Here is a 15,442-nt window from a genome sequence, read left to right as displayed (position 1 = left end):
CGATCAGGGAACAGCCCGCCGGGGAACAGTCGGGTGGGTCACGCCTTCCGGGGACGCGCCCGCACATGCATCCGCTCCCCCTGCGGTCCGAACAGGCTCAGGAACTCCACGGGCCCCTCCCCCGTCGAGCCGAACCAGTGCGGCACCCTGGTGTCGAACTCCGCCGCCTCCCCCGCGGACAGCACGACGTCGTGATCGCCCAGGACCATCCGCAGCCGCCCGGACATCACGTACAGCCACTCGTAGCCCTCGTGGGTACGCGGCTCCGGCTCGTTCTCCTGCTGCGGCACCAGCACCTTGAAGGCCTGCAGGCCGCCGGGCTGGCGGGTCAGGGGCCAGTACGTGCGTCCGTGTCTGTTGATCGGCTCGGACCGCACCCGGGGATCGCGCACCGCGGGCGCTCCCACCAGTTCGTCCAGTGGCACTCCGTGGGCCTGCGCGATCGGCAGCAGCAGCTCCAGGCTGGGTTTGCGCAGGCCGGACTCCAGACGGGACAGGGTGCTCACGGAGATGCCGGTCCGCTCGGACAGCGACGCGAGCGTCACCTCCCGGTCCTTCCGCAGCCGCCGCAGCCTCGGCCCGACCTCGGCGAGAACGTCATCGGTAGTCATGACACGTATTGCAGAATCAGCAAAGAAGTTTGTCAATCCCGCACCCCGGGACGACCGTGTCGGTATGACCGAGACATACGAAGTGATCGTCATCGGCGGCGGAGCCGCCGGCCTGTCCGCCGCCCTGGTCCTGGGCCGTGCCCGCCGCCACACCCTGGTCGTCGACGCCGGCGAACCGCGCAACGCGCCCGCCGCCCATATGCAGGGCTTCCTCACCCGGGACGGCGTGCCACCCGCCGAGTTCCTGGCACTCGGCCGCGAGGAGATCAAGAGGTACGGCGTCGAGCTGGTCCGGGACCGGGTGGTCGAGGTCGCCGAGGGCTTCGCCGTGACCCTGGAGAGCGGACGCGTGCTCCGGGCCCGTCGCCTCGTCGTCGCGACCGGCCTGAGGGACGAACTCCCCGACGTGCCCGGCGTCGCCGAACGCTTCGGCAAGGACGTCCTGCACTGCCCGTACTGCCACGGCTGGGAGGTCCGCGACCAGGCCTTCGGCGTCCTCGCCACGACTCCGCTCAGCGTGCACCAGGCGCTGATGGTGTCCCAGTGGTCGAAGGACGTGACGTTCTTCCTGCACGAGGTCGCCGAGTCCGAGCTCTCGGACGACGATCTGCGCAGGCTGGCGGCGGCCGGGGTCAAGGTGGTTCCGGGCGAGGTCGCCGAGCTGGTGGTGGCCGACGACCGGCTGACCGCCGTACGCCTGACGGACGGCACCACTCACGCACGTGAGGTCGTCTTCACCGCGCCCCGGGCGATTCCGCAGAGCGGCCTGCTGGAACAGCTCGGGGCCGACCTGACCGAGACCCCGTTCGGCGCGTATCCGGTGGTCGACGCGACCGGGCAGACGACGGTGCCGGGCGTGTGGGCCGTGGGCAATGCCATGGGGTTCGCCGAGCAGGTGATCAACGCGGCGGCGGGCGGTTACCGGGCCGGGGCCACGATCAACGGGGATCTCCTGATGACCGACCTGGACGCGGCTGTCGGGGTGTAGACCCGCCGCCTCCGGTACACCCTGGAAGCATGTTGCTTGCCCGGCTGGCCCAGGTGTCCCAGGCGGTCGCCGCGACCTCGGCGCGCTCGAAGAAGATCGCGCTGCTCGCCGAGCTGTTCCGCGAGGCCGAGGCGGAGGACGTCCCGATCGTCATCCCGTACCTCGCGGGACGCCTCCCGCAGGGCCGGCTGGGCGTCGGCTGGAAGGTGCTGAGCCGCCCGGTCGAACCTGCTGCGGAGCCGACACTGACCGTGCGTGAGGTGAACAGCCGCCTCGCAGCGCTGGGCAAGGTCGCGGGCACGGGCTCGCAGGCCGAACGGACCCGGCTGGTCGGCGAGTTGATGGGCGCGGCCACCGAGGTCGAGCAGCGGTTCCTGTTCGGGCTGATCAGCGGAGAGGTGCGGCAGGGCGCCCTGGACGCGGTCGCCACCGAGGGGCTCGCCCAGGCGACGGAGACACCGCCCGCCGACGTACGCCGTGCCGTGATGCTCGCGGGCTCGCTCCAGACGGTGGCCGAGGCCCTGCTCACCGACGACCCGCCCGCCCTGGACCGCTTCCGCCTCACCGTCGGCCGCCCGGTCCTGCCGATGCTCGCCCACAGCGCTTCCTCGGTGGCCGAGGCGGTCGAGAAGCTCGGCGTGTGCGCGGTCGAGGAGAAACTGGACGGCATCCGCGTCCAGATCCACCGGGACGGGGACGTCGTACGGCTGTACACCCGCACCCTCGACGACATCACCGACCGGCTGCCCGAACTGACGGCCGCCGCGCTGGAGTTGAGAGGCACGCGGTTCATCCTGGACGGCGAGGTGATCGCCTTCGACGCGGACGGGCGGCCCCGTTCCTTCCAGGAGACCGCCGGCCGGGTCGGCTCCCGCGCGGACGTCACGACGGCCGCCGAGGCGGTCCCCGTCTCCCCCGTCTTCTTCGACGCCCTGTCCGTCGACGGCCACGACCTGCTCGACCTGCCCTTCGCCGAACGGCACGCGGAACTCGCCCGGCTGGTCCCCGAGCCGAGGCGGGTACGCCGCACACTGGTGTCCGGCCCCGAGGACCTGGGCACGGCGGAGCAGTTTCTCGCCGAGACCCTGGCGCGCGGCCACGAGGGCGTCGTGGTGAAGTCCCTCGACGCCCCCTACAGCGCGGGCCGGCGCGGCGCGTCCTGGCTGAAGGTCAAGCCCGTGCACACGCTGGACCTGGTCGTCCTGGCCGCCGAGTGGGGCCATGGCCGCCGTACCGGAAAACTCTCCAACCTCCACCTCGGCGCCCGCACCGCCGACGGCGGCTTCGCCATGCTGGGCAAGACCTTCAAGGGCATGACCGACGCGATGCTCACCTGGCAGACCGAGCGGCTCCAGGAGCTGGCTGTCGACAGCGGCGGGTACGTGGTGACCGTACGGCCCGAACTCGTCGTCGAGATCGCCTACGACGGTCTCCAGCGGTCGACCCGCTATCCGGCCGGGGTCACCCTCAGGTTCGCGCGCGTGGTCCGCTACCGGGAGGACAAGCGGCCGGAGGAGGCCGACACGGTGGAGACGCTGCTGGCCGCGCATCCCGAGGTGAAGCCGTGAGGACCAGCGCGGGACTGCTGTTGTTCCGGCACACCGGCGACGGCCTGGAGGTGTTGCTGGGCCATATGGGCGGTCCGTTCTTCGCGCGGCGTGACGCCGGAGCCTGGACGGTCCCGAAGGGCGAGTACGAACCGGCCTCGGAGCCGGCCTGGGACGCGGCGCGCCGGGAGTTCCAGGAGGAGCTCGGGCTGGCGCCGCCCGACAGAGAGGCCGTACCCCTGGGCGAGGTGCGGCAGACGAACGGCAAGGTCGTCACGGCATGGGCGATCGAGGCGGACCTCGATCCGGCGGCCGTGGTCCCGGGGGTGTTCAGCATGGAGTGGCCGCCGAAGTCGGGGCGGACGCAGGAGTTCCCTGAGCTGGACCGGGTGGCGTGGTTCGGGCTCGACCGGGCCCGGGCCGTGATCGTGAAGGCGCAGGCCGCGTTTCTCGACCGGCTGGCTGAGCACTCGGCCTGACGTCCACGCGTTGCGGTCGCCCCCGCCGCGCGGGAAGGTCGAAGCACAGTCAGCTCTTCAGGAGGTCGGTCATGCCCATCGCGACGGTCAACCCGGCGAACGGCGAGACGCTCAAGACGTACGAGGCGATGGGCGGGGAGGAGATCGAGCGCAGGCTCCAGCTCGCCGAGGCGACGTTCCGCACCTGGCGGACGACGTCGTTCGCCGAACGCGCCCGCCTCCTGAACCGGGCCGCCGAGCTCCTGGAGGACGTTCAGCAGGACATCGCCCGGGTCATGACCACCGAGATGGGCAAGCCGGTCAAGCAGGCCCGCGCCGAGGCCGTCAAGTGCACCAAGGCGATGCGCTGGTACGCCGAGCACGCGGAGTCTTTGCTGGCCGACGAGGAGCCCTCCGAGTCCGACGTCAAGGACTCCGGCGCGTCACGCGCGCGCGTGCACTACCGGCCGGTCGGTCCTGTGCTCGCGGTGATGCCGTGGAACTTCCCGCTGTGGCAGGTGGTCCGCTTCGCCGCGCCGGCGTTGATGGCGGGGAACGTGGGTCTGCTCAAGCACGCGTCGAACGTGCCGCAGACCGCCCTCTTCCTGGAGGACCTCTTCCACCAGGCCGGCTACACCGAGGGCGTCTTCCAGACCCTCCTCGTCGGGTCCGGCGCGATCGACGACATCCTGCGCGACGAACGCGTCAAGGCGGCCACGCTCACCGGGAGTGAACCCGCGGGGCGGGCGGTCGCCTCCACCGCCGGGGACATGGTGAAGAAGACGGTCCTGGAGCTCGGGGGCAGCGACCCGTACGTCGTGATGCCCTCCGCGGACATCGACCGGGCCGCGCAGATCGCGGTGACCGCGCGCGTGCAGAACAACGGGCAGTCCTGCATCGCCGCCAAGCGGTTCATCGTGCACACCGATGTGTACGACCGCTTCGCCGAGCGGTTCGTCGAGGGCATGAAGGCCCTCAAGGTCGGCGACCCGCTGGAGGAGGACACCGAGGTCGGACCGCTGTCGAGCGAGCAGGGGCGGGCCGACCTGGAGGAGCTGGTCGACGACGCCAGGCGCAGCGGGGCGAGTGTGCTGTGCGGCGGGGAACGGCCCGACGGGGCCGGCTGGTACTACCCGCCGACCGTCATCGCCGACGTCAACCGCGAGATGCGCATCCACCGCGAGGAGACCTTCGGCCCGGTGGCCACGCTGTACCGGGCGGCCGACCTCGACGAGGCCGTGCTCATCGCCAACGACTCGCCGTTCGGGCTGAGTTCCAACGTGTGGACGCGCGACGAGGCCGAGGTCGACCGGTTCGTACGGGATCTGGAGGCCGGCGGGGTGTTCGTCAACGGGATGACCGCCTCGCATCCGGCGTTCCCGTTCGGCGGGGTCAAGCGGTCCGGGTACGGGCGTGAGCTGTCCGGGCACGGAATCAGGGAGTTCTGCAACATCACCACGGTTTGGCACGGAGCGTGACGCTTGCGCGGCTACGATCCCGGGTGTGAACCGCGAAGTGACTCTGCCTCTGATCGTCGATGACCGCGGGACCTTGCAGGTGGCTGCGGCCGATGTGAGCAAGCTTTTGCGGACCGTGGGTGGGCGGTGGCTGCATCTTGTCGAGGCCGGGGAGGACGGGCTCGACGAGGACACGGTGGCTGCGCTGACGATCGAGCTTGCGAAGCTCGCGGATCGTATCGATGTGGCCTGTATCGCACACAGCAGTGGGACTGCGCCGTAGGGGTTGCTCGTTCGTTGCCTGTGCCGGTTCGTCGTGGCTTGTCGCGCAGATCCCCGCGCCCCTGTGGGGCGCCCCAGTGATCGCACATCTGGAGTAATCCCGCGCGAAGTCGCCGCCCCCTCAGGTGATCGTGGACTGGACCACTTCCGATGCGAAAGCAGGGACGGTTCATGGCCACTCTGTGCAGACCCTCGGTGTCCGTTCCGGAGTATGTGATCACGATGGAGGAGACGCTGGAGCTGGCACGTTCCCGCCATGGTGATCACCTTCAACTGCCCCTCGCGCTGCGGCTGATCGAGAACACGGGAGTGCGTACCCAGCACATCGTGCAGCCCATCGAGGAGACGCTGAAGCACCCGGGGTTCGAGGAGCTCAACAGGGTCCACGTCGCCGAGGCGAAGGCGCGGGTGCCGGCGGTGGTGCAGCGGGCGCTGGACGACGCCGAGCCCCTGGCCGCCGACATCGATGTCATCGTCTACGTGTCGTGCACGGGGTTCATGATGCCGTCGCTCACGGCCTGGCTGATCAACGAGATGAGCTTCGAGAACACCACCCGGCAGTTCCCGATAGCCCAGCTGGGCTGCGCGGCCGGCGGCGCCGCGATCGACCGGGCGCACGACCTGTTCGGCGACGGGATCGCCGCCGCGGTGGTCAGAGGCAGGGGTGGTGAGGGCATCTCGCTGGAGCGCAACGGCTCGTACCTGATCCCCAAGACCGAGGACTGGATCATGTACGACGTCCGGGCCACCGGTTTCCACTTCCAGCTGGACAAGCGGGTGCCGGCCACCATGGAGCCGCTCGCCCCGGCGCTCCAGGACCTCGCGGGACTGCACGGCTGGGACGCCGCCGACCTCGACTTCTACGTCATCCACGCCGGCGGGCCCCGCATACTCCACGACCTCAGCACGTTCCTCCAGGTCGACCCACACGCCTTCCGGTTCAGCCGGGCCACGCTCACCGAGCTCGGGATCATCGCCAGCGCCGTCGTACTGGACGCGCTGCGGCGGCTGTTCGAGGAGGGCGGGCCCCGGCACCGCGCGCGCGGGCTGCTCGCCGGGTTCGGGCCCGGCATCACCGCGGAGATGTCCCTGGGCCGCTGGCAGCGCCACGAAGAGACGGTGTGACATGACCGAAGAGACGATCACCGAGATCCTGCCCCCGATCCGGCACTGGCCCGCTCTCGACCTGAACGGCGTCGACTTCGACCCCGTCCTGACCGAGCTGATGCGGGAGGGCCCGCTCACCCGGATCCAGCTGCCCAACGGCGAGGGCTGGGCGTGGCTGGTCACCCGGTACGAGGACGTACGGATGGTGACCAACGACCCGCGCTTCAGCCGTGAGGCCGTCATGGACCAGCCGGTCACCCGGCTCGCCCCGCACTTCATCCCGCAGCGCGGCGCGGTCGGCTTCCTCGACCCGCCCGACCACACCCGGCTGCGCCGCTCGGTGGCCGCCGCGTTCACCGCGAAGGGCGTGGAGCGGGTGCGGGAGAAGTCACGGCGGATGCTGGACGAACTGGTCGACGAGCTGGTGCAGGACGGCCCGCCCGCCGACCTCACCGCGGCGGTGCTGACCCCCTTCCCCATCGCCGTGATCTGCGAGCTGATGGGCGTACCGGCCGCCGACCGGCACGGCATGCACACCTGGACCCAGCTGATCCTGTCCTCCTCGCACGGCGCGAAGGTCAGCGAGAAGGCCAGGGACGAGATGGGCGCCTACTTCGCCGACCTCATCGGCCTCAGGGAGGGCGCCTCCGGCGAGGACGTGATCTCCCTGCTCGGCGCCGCCGTGGGCCGCGGTGAGGTGACCCTGGAGGAGGCCGTGGGCCTGGCCGTGCTGCTCCAGGTCGGCGGCGAGGCGGTGACCAACAACAGCGGCCAGATGTTCTACCTGCTGCTGACCCGCCCCGCCCTGGCCGAACGACTGCGCGCCGAGCCGGAGATCCGTCCACAGGCCATCGACGAGCTGCTGCGCTACATCCCGCATCGCAACGCGGTCGGGCTGTCCCGGATCGCCCTGGAGGACGTGGGCATCAGAGGCGTACGGATCCGGGCGGGCGACGCGATCTACGTGTCGTACCTGTCGGCCAACCGCGATCCGGACGTCTTCGCGTACCCGGAGACGATCGACTTCTCCCGCAGCCCGAACCCGCATGTGTCCTTCGGGTTCGGCCCGCACTACTGCCCCGGCGGGATGCTGGCCCGGCTGGAGTCCGAGCTGCTGGTCGACGCGCTCCTCGACCGGCTGCCGGGACTGCGGCTGGCGGTTCCGCCGGAGCGGGTTCCCTTCAGGAAGGGCGCGTTGATCCGCGGGCCCGAGGCCCTGCCGGTGACCTGGTGACGGCTCCCGAAGGGCTCCTGGTGCCGCCGGGCGACGGCCGGATCGTGCAGACCCCGGCCCCAGCACGTGACGTTCAAGGTGACCGGCTCGCACTCGCGCATGGCGTCCACCTTCGAGGTGGTCGTCCCGCCCGGCTTCGACGTGGGCGCCCATGTGCACACCCGCAGCGAGGAGCTGTTCTACGTCCTCGAAGGCGAACCGGACGTCCTGGCCTTCGAGCCGCGGGTCCGCACGCCCGACAACTGGCAGCGCTGGGAGTCGGCTTCGGGCACCGTGTGGTCCGCGCGACACCGGGAACGGTGATCGTCGTACCCCCTGGCTGCCCCCACGCCTTCGCCAACCCGACGGACACCCCGGCGAAGATGTTCTTCCAGGCGAGCCCGCCGCCGGATCATGAACGGTACTTCGAGGAACTGCTGGAGATCCTGGCTGGCGGGGGTCCGTCCGGCCATGCCGCGATCGAGGCCCTGCGGAGGCGCTACGACATCGAGCAACTCACACCGCTGAAGCATCGGTGAGTGGATCCACCTAGGGGCGCGGGGAACTGCGCGACCAGCCCCCACGCGCCGTCAGCCGCGAGATCTACCGAATGGACATCCCCGAAAGCGTCCGAGCGATCACCAGCCGCTGAATCTCACTCGTCCCCTCGAAGATCGTGTAAATCGCCGCGTCCCGATGCATCCGCTCCACCGGGTACTCCCGCGTATAGCCGTTGCCGCCCAGGATCTGCACCGCCTGCGCGGTCACCTGCTTCGCCGTCTCGCTCGCGAACAGCTTCGACATCGACCCCTCGGCGGCCGTGAACTGCTTCCCGTTGATCGCCATCCAGGAGGCACGCCACACCAGCAGCCGGGCCGCGTCGATCGACGTCCGCATGTCCGCCAGCTGGAACGCCACACCCTGGTTGTCGATGATCGGACGCCCGAACTGCTCACGCGTCTTGGCGTAGTCGAGGGCAACTTCGTAGGCGGCACGGGCGGTGCCCACGGCCATCGCACCCACCGCAGGCCGCGAAGCTTCGAACGTCGCCATCGCCGCGTTCTTCACGCGCTCGCCGTTGCCCGCCTTCGCCCGCTCCCGGGCCCGGGCCAGGCGCTGGTCCAGCTTCTCCTTGCCGCCGAGCAGACAGTGGCCGGGAACACGGACGTTCTCCAGTACGACCTCGGCGGTGTGCGAGGCCCGGATGCCGTGCTTCTTGAACTTCTGGCCCTGGGACAGGCCCGGCGTGTTCGGCGGCACGATGAAGGACGCGTGGCCCTTGGAGCCGATCTCCGGGTCGACGACCGCGACGACGACATGGACGTTGGCGATGCCGCCGTTCGTCGCCCAGGTCTTGGTGCCGTTGAGCACCCACTCGTCCTTGGCCTCGTCGTATACGGCACGCGTGCGCATGGAGGCCACATCGGACCCGGCGTCCGGCTCGGACGAGCAGAACGCAGCGACCTTGACGTCGTTCGCGTCGCCGTACATCTGCGGGATCCAGGTGCCGATCTGCTCCTCGGTACCGTTGGCGAGAACACCGACAGCGGCGAGGCCGGTGCCCACGATCGACAGGGCGATGCCCGCGTCGCCCCAGAACAGCTCCTCCATCGCCATCGGGATACCGAGCCCGGTGGGGTCGAAGTACTGCTGGGCGTAGAAGTCGAGGGAGTAGATGCCTACCTTCGCGGCCTCCTGGATGACCGGCCAGGGAGTCTCCTCACGCTCGTCCCATTCGGCGGCCGCGGGGCGGATGACGTCGGCCGCGAAGCCGTGCAGCCAGTCCCGGACCTCCTTCTGTTCGTCGTTGAGCTCCATGGTGAACTCGGCCATGTCCCCTCCAGCGGCGGCACACATACATGTTACTAGCGGTAACTCAGTCTGTTACTCACGGGTAGGAAAAGTCAACTCCCCATGACCAGTCAGCAGCCTGTTCGATGTCAACCGCCTGTCGGGTGTTAGTTTGCGCAGGCGTTACCGATTCAGCACGGGTGGGGAGAGCTCATGGACACCACACAGCGGACCGAACAGCAGCGGTCCGCCGACCGCCGCCGGCGTGAGCTGCTGGAGGCCGCGGACAGGGTGGTGCTGCGTGACGGGCCGCAGGCCTCTATGAACGCCATCGCCGCGGAGGCGGGTATCACGAAGCCGATTCTGTACCGGCACTTCGGCGACAAGGGGGGACTTTACGCTGCGCTCGCCAAGCGGCACACCGACGCCCTGCTGGACTCGCTGCGGGCGGCGCTGGATGCTCCGGCGGATCGGCGTGAGCGGGTCGAGGCGACGTTGGACACGTATCTCGCGGCGATCGAGGCGCGGCCTCAGGTGTACCGGTTTCTGATGCACCCCGCCGAGGGGAGCCAGGTCGGGGACCAGGGGTTCGATGTCGGTAAGCATTCCGTGCCGTTGCTGCGCAGGATGGGTGAGGAACTGGCGCAGGTCATCGAGGATCGGCTGGACCTCGGGCCCGGGAGTCAGCTGTTGGCCCGGGTGTGGGGGCACGGGATCGTCGGGATGATGTACGCCGCGGGTGACTGGTGGTTGGGGGAACGGCCGTGTGCGCGGGCCGAGTTGGTGCGGAGTATGGCGGACCTGTTGTGGGGGCGGCTTGCGGCGGCCGGCGACAAGGTCGGAGGTCCGGGGTTCTGACGGTCGTATGTCGGGTGCGGCCCCGGTGGGGGCTTGTCGCGCCCACGCGGCGGAGCCGCAAATCGACACAGCCCCGCGCCCCAAGGGTGATCAGCTGCCCCTGTGCCATGAAGATCTGGTCACTTGCCGCATGAGCTTCCGCTTGCGCCAACCCCTCAAGTGGTCCGCGTAGACCTTGCCCTCCAAGTGGTCCATCTCGTGTTGCAGGCACCTTGCGAAGAAGCCCGTGCCGTGGATCGTCACGGGCTCTCCCGTCATCGTGAAGCCCTCCACCACGGCGTGGTCGTAGCGTTCCGTTCCGGCCTCCAGGCCCGGCAGGGACAGGCAGCCCTCCGGGCCCCTGAGCACCACACCGTCCGTTTCGACCAGGCGCGGGTTCACCACATGCCCCAGATGACGAACTTCCTCGTCGTCCGGGCAGTCGTACACGAATACGCGCAACGGCACGCCCAGTTGGTTGGCCGCCAGGCCCACCCCCTCCGCCGCGTACATCGTCGCGAACAGGTCCTCCACGAGGGTCGCCAGTTCCGGGCCGAAGTCCGATACGTCCCCGCAGGGTTCGTGCAGCGCGGGGTCGCCGAGCAGGGTGAGGGGCCGGACGCGGCCATGGGTGCCCGGAATGGAGCCGTTTCGCATGGCCGCAAGGGTACGGCGATTCGGGAGTGCCTACGGATCTCGATAGGCTGAGGTCCACACCACGTGGCCGGAGGCAGAGTCGCGGCGCGTATGCAAGGAGGATCGAGAACTGATGACAGCCAACTCGGACCCGCTCTCGCCGCGGGCCAAGCTCGCCGTGACGGCGGGCAAGGCCGTCGCGGCGGCATCCCGAGCCGCGGGTCGCGGCAGCGGTTCGGTCATCGGCGGCAAGGTGGCCCTCAAACTCGACCCCGACCTCCTCGCCCGGCTCGCCCAGCACCTGGACGTCGTCCTCGTCTCGGCGACCAACGGCAAGACCACCACGACCCGGTTGATCGCCGAGGCTCTCGGGGCCGCCGGGCCCGTCGTGTCCAACGCGCTCGGTGCCAACATGCCCGCCGGCATCACCTCGGCGCTCGCCGGTGGCTCGGACGCCCGGTACGGCGTGATCGAGGTCGACGAGAAGTACCTCGCGGGCGTCGCCCGGGACACCGACCCCAAATGCATCGCCCTGCTGAACCTCTCCCGCGACCAGCTCGACCGCGCCGCCGAGACCCGCATGCTCGCGGAGAACTGGCGCGAGGGGCTGGCCGGAAGCAAGGCCGTCGTGGTCGCCAACGCCGACGACCCGCTCGTCGTGTGGGCCGCCTCCTCCTCGCCCAACGTCATCTGGGTCGCCGCCGGGCAGATGTGGAAGGACGACGCCTGGTCCTGCCCGTCCTGCGGTGGTGTGATGCGGCGGCCCGGCGACGACTGGTTCTGCGGTGAGTGCGGGTTCCGGCGGCCGACGCCCAGCTGGGCGCTGTCCGGCGATCACGTCCTCGACCCGCACGGCTCCGCCTGGCCGATCCACCTCCAGCTGCCGGGCCGCGCCAACAAGGCCAACGCCGCCTCCTCCGCCGCCGTCGCCGCCGTCTTCGGTGTGCCGCCGCAGGTCGCCCTGGAACGCATGTACCAGGTGCAGGCCGTGGCCGGGCGCTACGACGTCGTCCAGTTCCAGCAGCGCGACCTGCGCCTGCTGCTCGCGAAGAACCCGGCCGGCTGGCTCGAAACGTTCAGCCTGATCGACCCGCCGCCCACCCCGGTGATCCTCTCCGTCAACGCCCGCGGCGCCGACGGCACCGACACCTCCTGGCTGTGGGACGTCGACTACACGCGGCTGACCGGCCACCCGATCTGCGTGATCGGCGACCGCAAGCTGGACCTCGCGGTGCGTCTGGAGGTCGCGAACCAGAACTTCCAGGTCTGCGACAACCTCGACCAGGCCGTCTCGATGAGCCCGCACGGCCGTATCGAGGTCATCGCGAACTACACCGCCTTCCAGGACCTGCGCCGCCGCGTCGGCAACTGAGACACAGGGGACTTTTGTGAGCGACAACCAACTGCGGATCGTCTGGATCTACCCCGACCTGCTCAGCACCTACGGCGACCAGGGCAACGTCCTGGTCGTGGAGCGCCGGGCGCGTCAGCGCGGCCTCGACGTGGCCCGCCTGGACGTACGCAGCGACCAGCCGATCCCGACCTCCGGCGACATCTACCTGATCGGCGGCGGCGAGGACCGGCCCCAGCGGCTCGCGGCCGAGCGGCTGCGCCGGGACGGCGGCCTGCACCGGGCCGTCGGCAACGGCGCGATCGTCTTCTCGGTCTGCGCCGGCTACCAGATCCTCGGCCACGAGTTCATCAACGACCTCGGCCAGCGCGAGCCCGGCCTCGGCCTGCTCGACGTGGTCTCGGTCCGCGGTGAGGGCGAGCGCTGCGTCGGCGACGTGTTCGCCGACATCGACCCGCGTCTCGGCCTGCCCCCGCTGACCGGCTTCGAGAACCACCAGGGCGTCACCCACCTCGGCCCCACCGCCCGCCCCTTCGCCAACGTCAAGCTGGGCAACGGCAACGGCACGGGGGACGGTACGGAGGGGGCGTACAACGACACGGTCTTCGGTACGTACATGCACGGACCCGTGCTCGCGCGCAACCCGCTCATCGCGGACCTGCTGCTGAAGTTGGCCCTCGACGTGAACGCGCTGCCGCCGACCGACGACCGCTGGTACGAGGCCCTGCGCAACGAACGTATCGCGGCCGCGCAGCAGCCTGCCTGACCTGCGTGGACATCTGATTTTCAGCTTCTTGCAACCAGCCCGTCTGACGGTACGTCCGCACAGGTGAGCGGGGTCGTCCAGCAGGCGGACGCATGCTTCGGCCCCGCCCCCTCCTGCCGCTAGGGTGGCGGGGTTCGTGCCGGACGACGTGGTCCGGATCCAGCCCCTGTCGAGAAGGTTGTAGCGGGCTTATGCGCATTGGTGTCCTCACGTCCGGCGGCGACTGTCCCGGCCTGAACGCCGTCATCCGGTCCGTCGTGCACCGTGCCGTCGTCGACCACGGCGACGAGGTCATCGGTTTCCGGGACGGCTGGCGAGGCCTCCTGGAGTGCGACTACCTCAAGCTCGACCTCGACGCCGTGGGCGGCATCCTGGCCCGCGGCGGCACGATCCTCGGCTCCTCCCGGGTCCAGCCCTCCCATCTGCGGGACGGCGTGGAGCGGGCCAAGGGGCATGTCGAGGAGCTCGGGCTCGACGCGATCATCCCCATCGGCGGTGAGGGCACGCTGAAGGCGGCCCGGCTGATGTCGGACGCCGGTCTGCCGATCGTGGGTGTGCCGAAGACCATCGACAACGACATCGCGGTCACGGATGTCACCTTCGGCTTCGACACCGCTGTCGGTGTCGCCACGGAGGCGCTCGACCGGCTCAAGACCACCGCCGAGTCCCACCAGCGGGTGCTCGTCGTCGAGGTCATGGGGCGGCACACCGGGTGGATAGCGCTGCACTCCGGGATGGCGGCCGGTGCACACGCCATCGTCGTGCCCGAACGGCCCTTCGACATCGACGAGTTGGCCCGGCGGGTCGGGGAACGGTTCGAGGCGGGCAAGCGGTTCGCGATCGTCGTGGCGGCGGAGGGTGCCAAGCCGGCGCCGGGCTCCATGGCCTTCGACGAGGGCGGCAAGGACATCTACGGGCACGAGCGGTTCGCCGGGATCGCCCGTCAGCTGTCGATCGAACTCGAGCAGCGGCTGGGGAAGGAAGCGCGGCCGGTGATCCTGGGGCATGTGCAGCGGGGTGGTACGCCGACCGCGTACGACCGGGTGCTGGCGACGCGGTTCGGGTGGCATGCGGTGGAGGCGGTGCACCGTGGGGAGTTCGGTCACATGACCGCGCTTCGGGGGACGGACATCGTGATGGTGCCGCTGGCGGAGGCCGTGGAGACGTTGAAGACGGTGCCGTCGGAGCGGTACGCGGAAGCGGAGTGCGTGCTTTAGGTCGTACGGCGTGTGCGGGTCCGTTGTGGTTGCTCGCGCCCGCGCGGCGGAGCCGCAAATCGATACAGCCCCGCGCCCCTGAAGGGGCGCAACAGTTGCCCCCGGCTGAAAGATCAGCTGGGGGCGGTTCTAGTCTGTGTGGCGGACAGACTTGCACAACCCCCACGAATCAGGAGCCGCCGGCATGGAACACAGCGGGCACGGCATGACCATGGATCTGCCGCCGTTCACGCTGGGGCGGGGACTTCAGTGGTCTGCTGACCCGTTCTTTCTGGTCGCCTGTCTGCTGGGGCTCGCCCTCTACGGCTGGGGCGTCGTGCGGCTGCGGAGACGGGGAGATTCATGGTCCGTGGGGCGGACCGTCTCCTACGTTGCCGGTGTGCTGTCCGTCGGGCTGATGATGTGCACCAGGCTGAACGACTACGGGATGGTCATGTTCAGCGTGCACATGGTGCAGCACATGGTGATCAGCATGCTGTCGCCGATTCTCGTGCTGCTCGGGGCGCCGGTGACGCTGGCGTTGCGGGCGCTGCCGGTCGCCGGGAAGGGGCGCAAGGGGCCGCGTGAGCTGTTGCTGGCACTGCTGCACAGCCGGTACATGCGGATCATCACGCATCCGGCGTTCACGATTCCGCTGTTCATCGCGAGCCTGTACGCCCTCTATTTCACGCCGATTTTCGACTTCCTGATGGGGTCGAAGACCGGGCACATCGCGATGATGGTGCACTTCCTCGCCGTCGGTGTCGTCTTCTTCTGGCCGATCATCGGCGTGGATCCGGGGCCGCAGCGGCCGGGGTATCTGATGCGGATGCTGGAGTTGTTCGCGGGGATGCCGTTCCACGCGTTCTTCGGGATCGCTCTGATGATGGCGTCGGAGCCGATGGTGGAGACGTTCAAGAACCCGCCCGCCTCGCTCGGTATCGATGCGCTCTCCGACCAGAACTACGCCGGCGGTATCGCCTGGGCGTTCAGCGAGATTCCCTCCGTCCTTGTGCTCATCGCACTGCTGTTCCAGTGGTATGGCTCCGAGCAGCGGCAGGCCAAGCGCAAGGACCGGGCCGCCGACCGGAACGGCGATCAGGAACTCGAGGAGTACAACGCATATTTGGCCTCATTGAACGCACGCGGGCGTTGAAAGGCTTCGTCTTTCCGCAGCATTCAGTAGCATGAAGCGCGTTGGG

At 69.6% G+C, this 15,442-nt stretch carries 15 protein-coding genes and 1 pseudogene; 13 read left to right on the top strand and 3 right to left on the bottom strand.

The features are described from left to right. Positions 1 to 38: 38 nt before the first annotated feature. A complete protein-coding gene (locus tag AB0D34_RS09535; protein WP_362658980.1) occupies positions 39 to 611 on the bottom strand; it encodes an XRE family transcriptional regulator in 573 nt (190 codons plus the stop codon). 64 nt (positions 612 to 675) lie between these two features. On the opposite strand from AB0D34_RS09535, the gene AB0D34_RS09530 reads away from it, so the two are divergent. The 8 genes and pseudogenes from AB0D34_RS09530 to AB0D34_RS09495 all read left to right on the top strand — a co-directional run bounded on the left by AB0D34_RS09530 (position 676) and on the right by AB0D34_RS09495 (position 8,202). Then, positions 676 to 1,599 carry an NAD(P)/FAD-dependent oxidoreductase gene (locus AB0D34_RS09530; protein ID WP_362658977.1) on the top strand — a complete coding sequence of 308 codons (924 nt, stop codon included), beginning with the start codon at positions 676 to 678 and terminating at the stop codon, positions 1,597 to 1,599. A gap of 29 nt (positions 1,600 to 1,628) precedes the next feature. After that, positions 1,629 to 3,167 (top strand): ATP-dependent DNA ligase, encoded by a 1,539-nt coding sequence (locus tag AB0D34_RS09525; RefSeq protein WP_362658974.1) that lies wholly within the window; start codon positions 1,629 to 1,631, stop codon positions 3,165 to 3,167. After that, positions 3,164 to 3,625, top strand: coding sequence for an NUDIX domain-containing protein (locus AB0D34_RS09520; protein ID WP_362658971.1), 462 nt, complete (start codon positions 3,164 to 3,166; stop codon positions 3,623 to 3,625). Before AB0D34_RS09525 ends, AB0D34_RS09520 begins: the two co-directional genes overlap by 4 nt. A 71-nt stretch (positions 3,626 to 3,696) precedes the next feature. Continuing rightward, the gene (locus AB0D34_RS09515) at positions 3,697 to 5,082 is read left to right on the top strand and encodes an NADP-dependent succinic semialdehyde dehydrogenase (protein ID WP_362658968.1); all 1,386 of its coding nucleotides are present in this window, start codon (positions 3,697 to 3,699) and stop codon (positions 5,080 to 5,082) included. Positions 5,083 to 5,107: 25 nt separating this feature from the next. Continuing rightward, positions 5,108 to 5,344, top strand: coding sequence for a DUF6213 family protein (locus tag AB0D34_RS09510; RefSeq protein WP_126389501.1), 237 nt, complete (start codon positions 5,108 to 5,110; stop codon positions 5,342 to 5,344). Positions 5,345 to 5,514: 170 nt separating this feature from the next. Beyond that, the gene (locus AB0D34_RS09505; protein ID WP_362658964.1) at positions 5,515 to 6,468 is read left to right on the top strand and encodes a 3-oxoacyl-[acyl-carrier-protein] synthase III C-terminal domain-containing protein; all 954 of its coding nucleotides are present in this window, start codon (positions 5,515 to 5,517) and stop codon (positions 6,466 to 6,468) included. A gap of 1 nt (position 6,469) precedes the next feature. Further along, positions 6,470 to 7,684 carry a cytochrome P450 gene (locus AB0D34_RS09500; RefSeq protein WP_362658962.1) on the top strand — a complete coding sequence of 405 codons (1,215 nt, stop codon included), beginning with the start codon at positions 6,470 to 6,472 and terminating at the stop codon, positions 7,682 to 7,684. Beyond that, a pseudogene (locus AB0D34_RS09495) lies at positions 7,681 to 8,202 on the top strand (cupin domain-containing protein). Before AB0D34_RS09500 ends, AB0D34_RS09495 begins: the two are co-directional and overlap by 4 nt. Before the next feature lie 64 nt (positions 8,203 to 8,266). On the opposite strand, the gene AB0D34_RS09490 reads toward AB0D34_RS09495, so the two are convergent. Further along, on the bottom strand, positions 8,267 to 9,496 hold the full coding sequence (locus AB0D34_RS09490; protein WP_362658959.1) for an acyl-CoA dehydrogenase family protein: 1,230 nt from the start codon (positions 9,494 to 9,496) through the stop codon (positions 8,267 to 8,269). Between the two features lie 171 nt (positions 9,497 to 9,667). Between AB0D34_RS09490 and AB0D34_RS09485 the strand changes: the two genes are divergently transcribed. Then, the gene (locus AB0D34_RS09485) at positions 9,668 to 10,312 is read left to right on the top strand and encodes a TetR family transcriptional regulator (protein WP_362658957.1); all 645 of its coding nucleotides are present in this window, start codon (positions 9,668 to 9,670) and stop codon (positions 10,310 to 10,312) included. Positions 10,313 to 10,402: 90 nt separating this feature from the next. Here the strand turns inward: AB0D34_RS09485 and def are convergent, their stop codons facing one another. Further along, positions 10,403 to 10,948 (bottom strand): peptide deformylase, encoded by a 546-nt coding sequence (gene def / locus AB0D34_RS09480; protein WP_362658954.1) that lies wholly within the window; start codon positions 10,946 to 10,948, stop codon positions 10,403 to 10,405. A 112-nt stretch (positions 10,949 to 11,060) separates the two neighbouring features. Here def and AB0D34_RS09475 point away from each other — a divergent pair, with 112 nt between their 5' ends. The 4 genes from AB0D34_RS09475 to AB0D34_RS09460 all read left to right on the top strand — a co-directional run bounded on the left by AB0D34_RS09475 (position 11,061) and on the right by AB0D34_RS09460 (position 15,396). Beyond that, positions 11,061 to 12,299 carry a MurT ligase domain-containing protein gene (locus AB0D34_RS09475; RefSeq protein ID WP_362658952.1) on the top strand — a complete coding sequence of 413 codons (1,239 nt, stop codon included), beginning with the start codon at positions 11,061 to 11,063 and terminating at the stop codon, positions 12,297 to 12,299. 16 nt (positions 12,300 to 12,315) lie between these two features. Next, positions 12,316 to 13,044 (top strand): glutamine amidotransferase, encoded by a 729-nt coding sequence (locus tag AB0D34_RS09470; protein WP_362658949.1) that lies wholly within the window; start codon positions 12,316 to 12,318, stop codon positions 13,042 to 13,044. A 191-nt stretch (positions 13,045 to 13,235) separates the two neighbouring features. Continuing rightward, positions 13,236 to 14,261, top strand: coding sequence for a 6-phosphofructokinase (locus AB0D34_RS09465; protein WP_362658946.1), 1,026 nt, complete (start codon positions 13,236 to 13,238; stop codon positions 14,259 to 14,261). A gap of 184 nt (positions 14,262 to 14,445) precedes the next feature. Beyond that, entirely contained in the window at positions 14,446 to 15,396 is a 951-nt protein-coding gene (locus AB0D34_RS09460; RefSeq protein WP_362658944.1) for a cytochrome c oxidase assembly protein, read from the top strand. Positions 15,397 to 15,442 lie beyond the last annotated feature (46 nt).

Source organism: Streptomyces sp. NPDC048420 (genome assembly GCF_040651535.1).
Taxonomy (GTDB): Bacteria; Actinomycetota; Actinomycetes; order Streptomycetales; family Streptomycetaceae; genus Streptomyces.
This window is presented reverse-complemented; position numbering and strand designations above follow the sequence as displayed.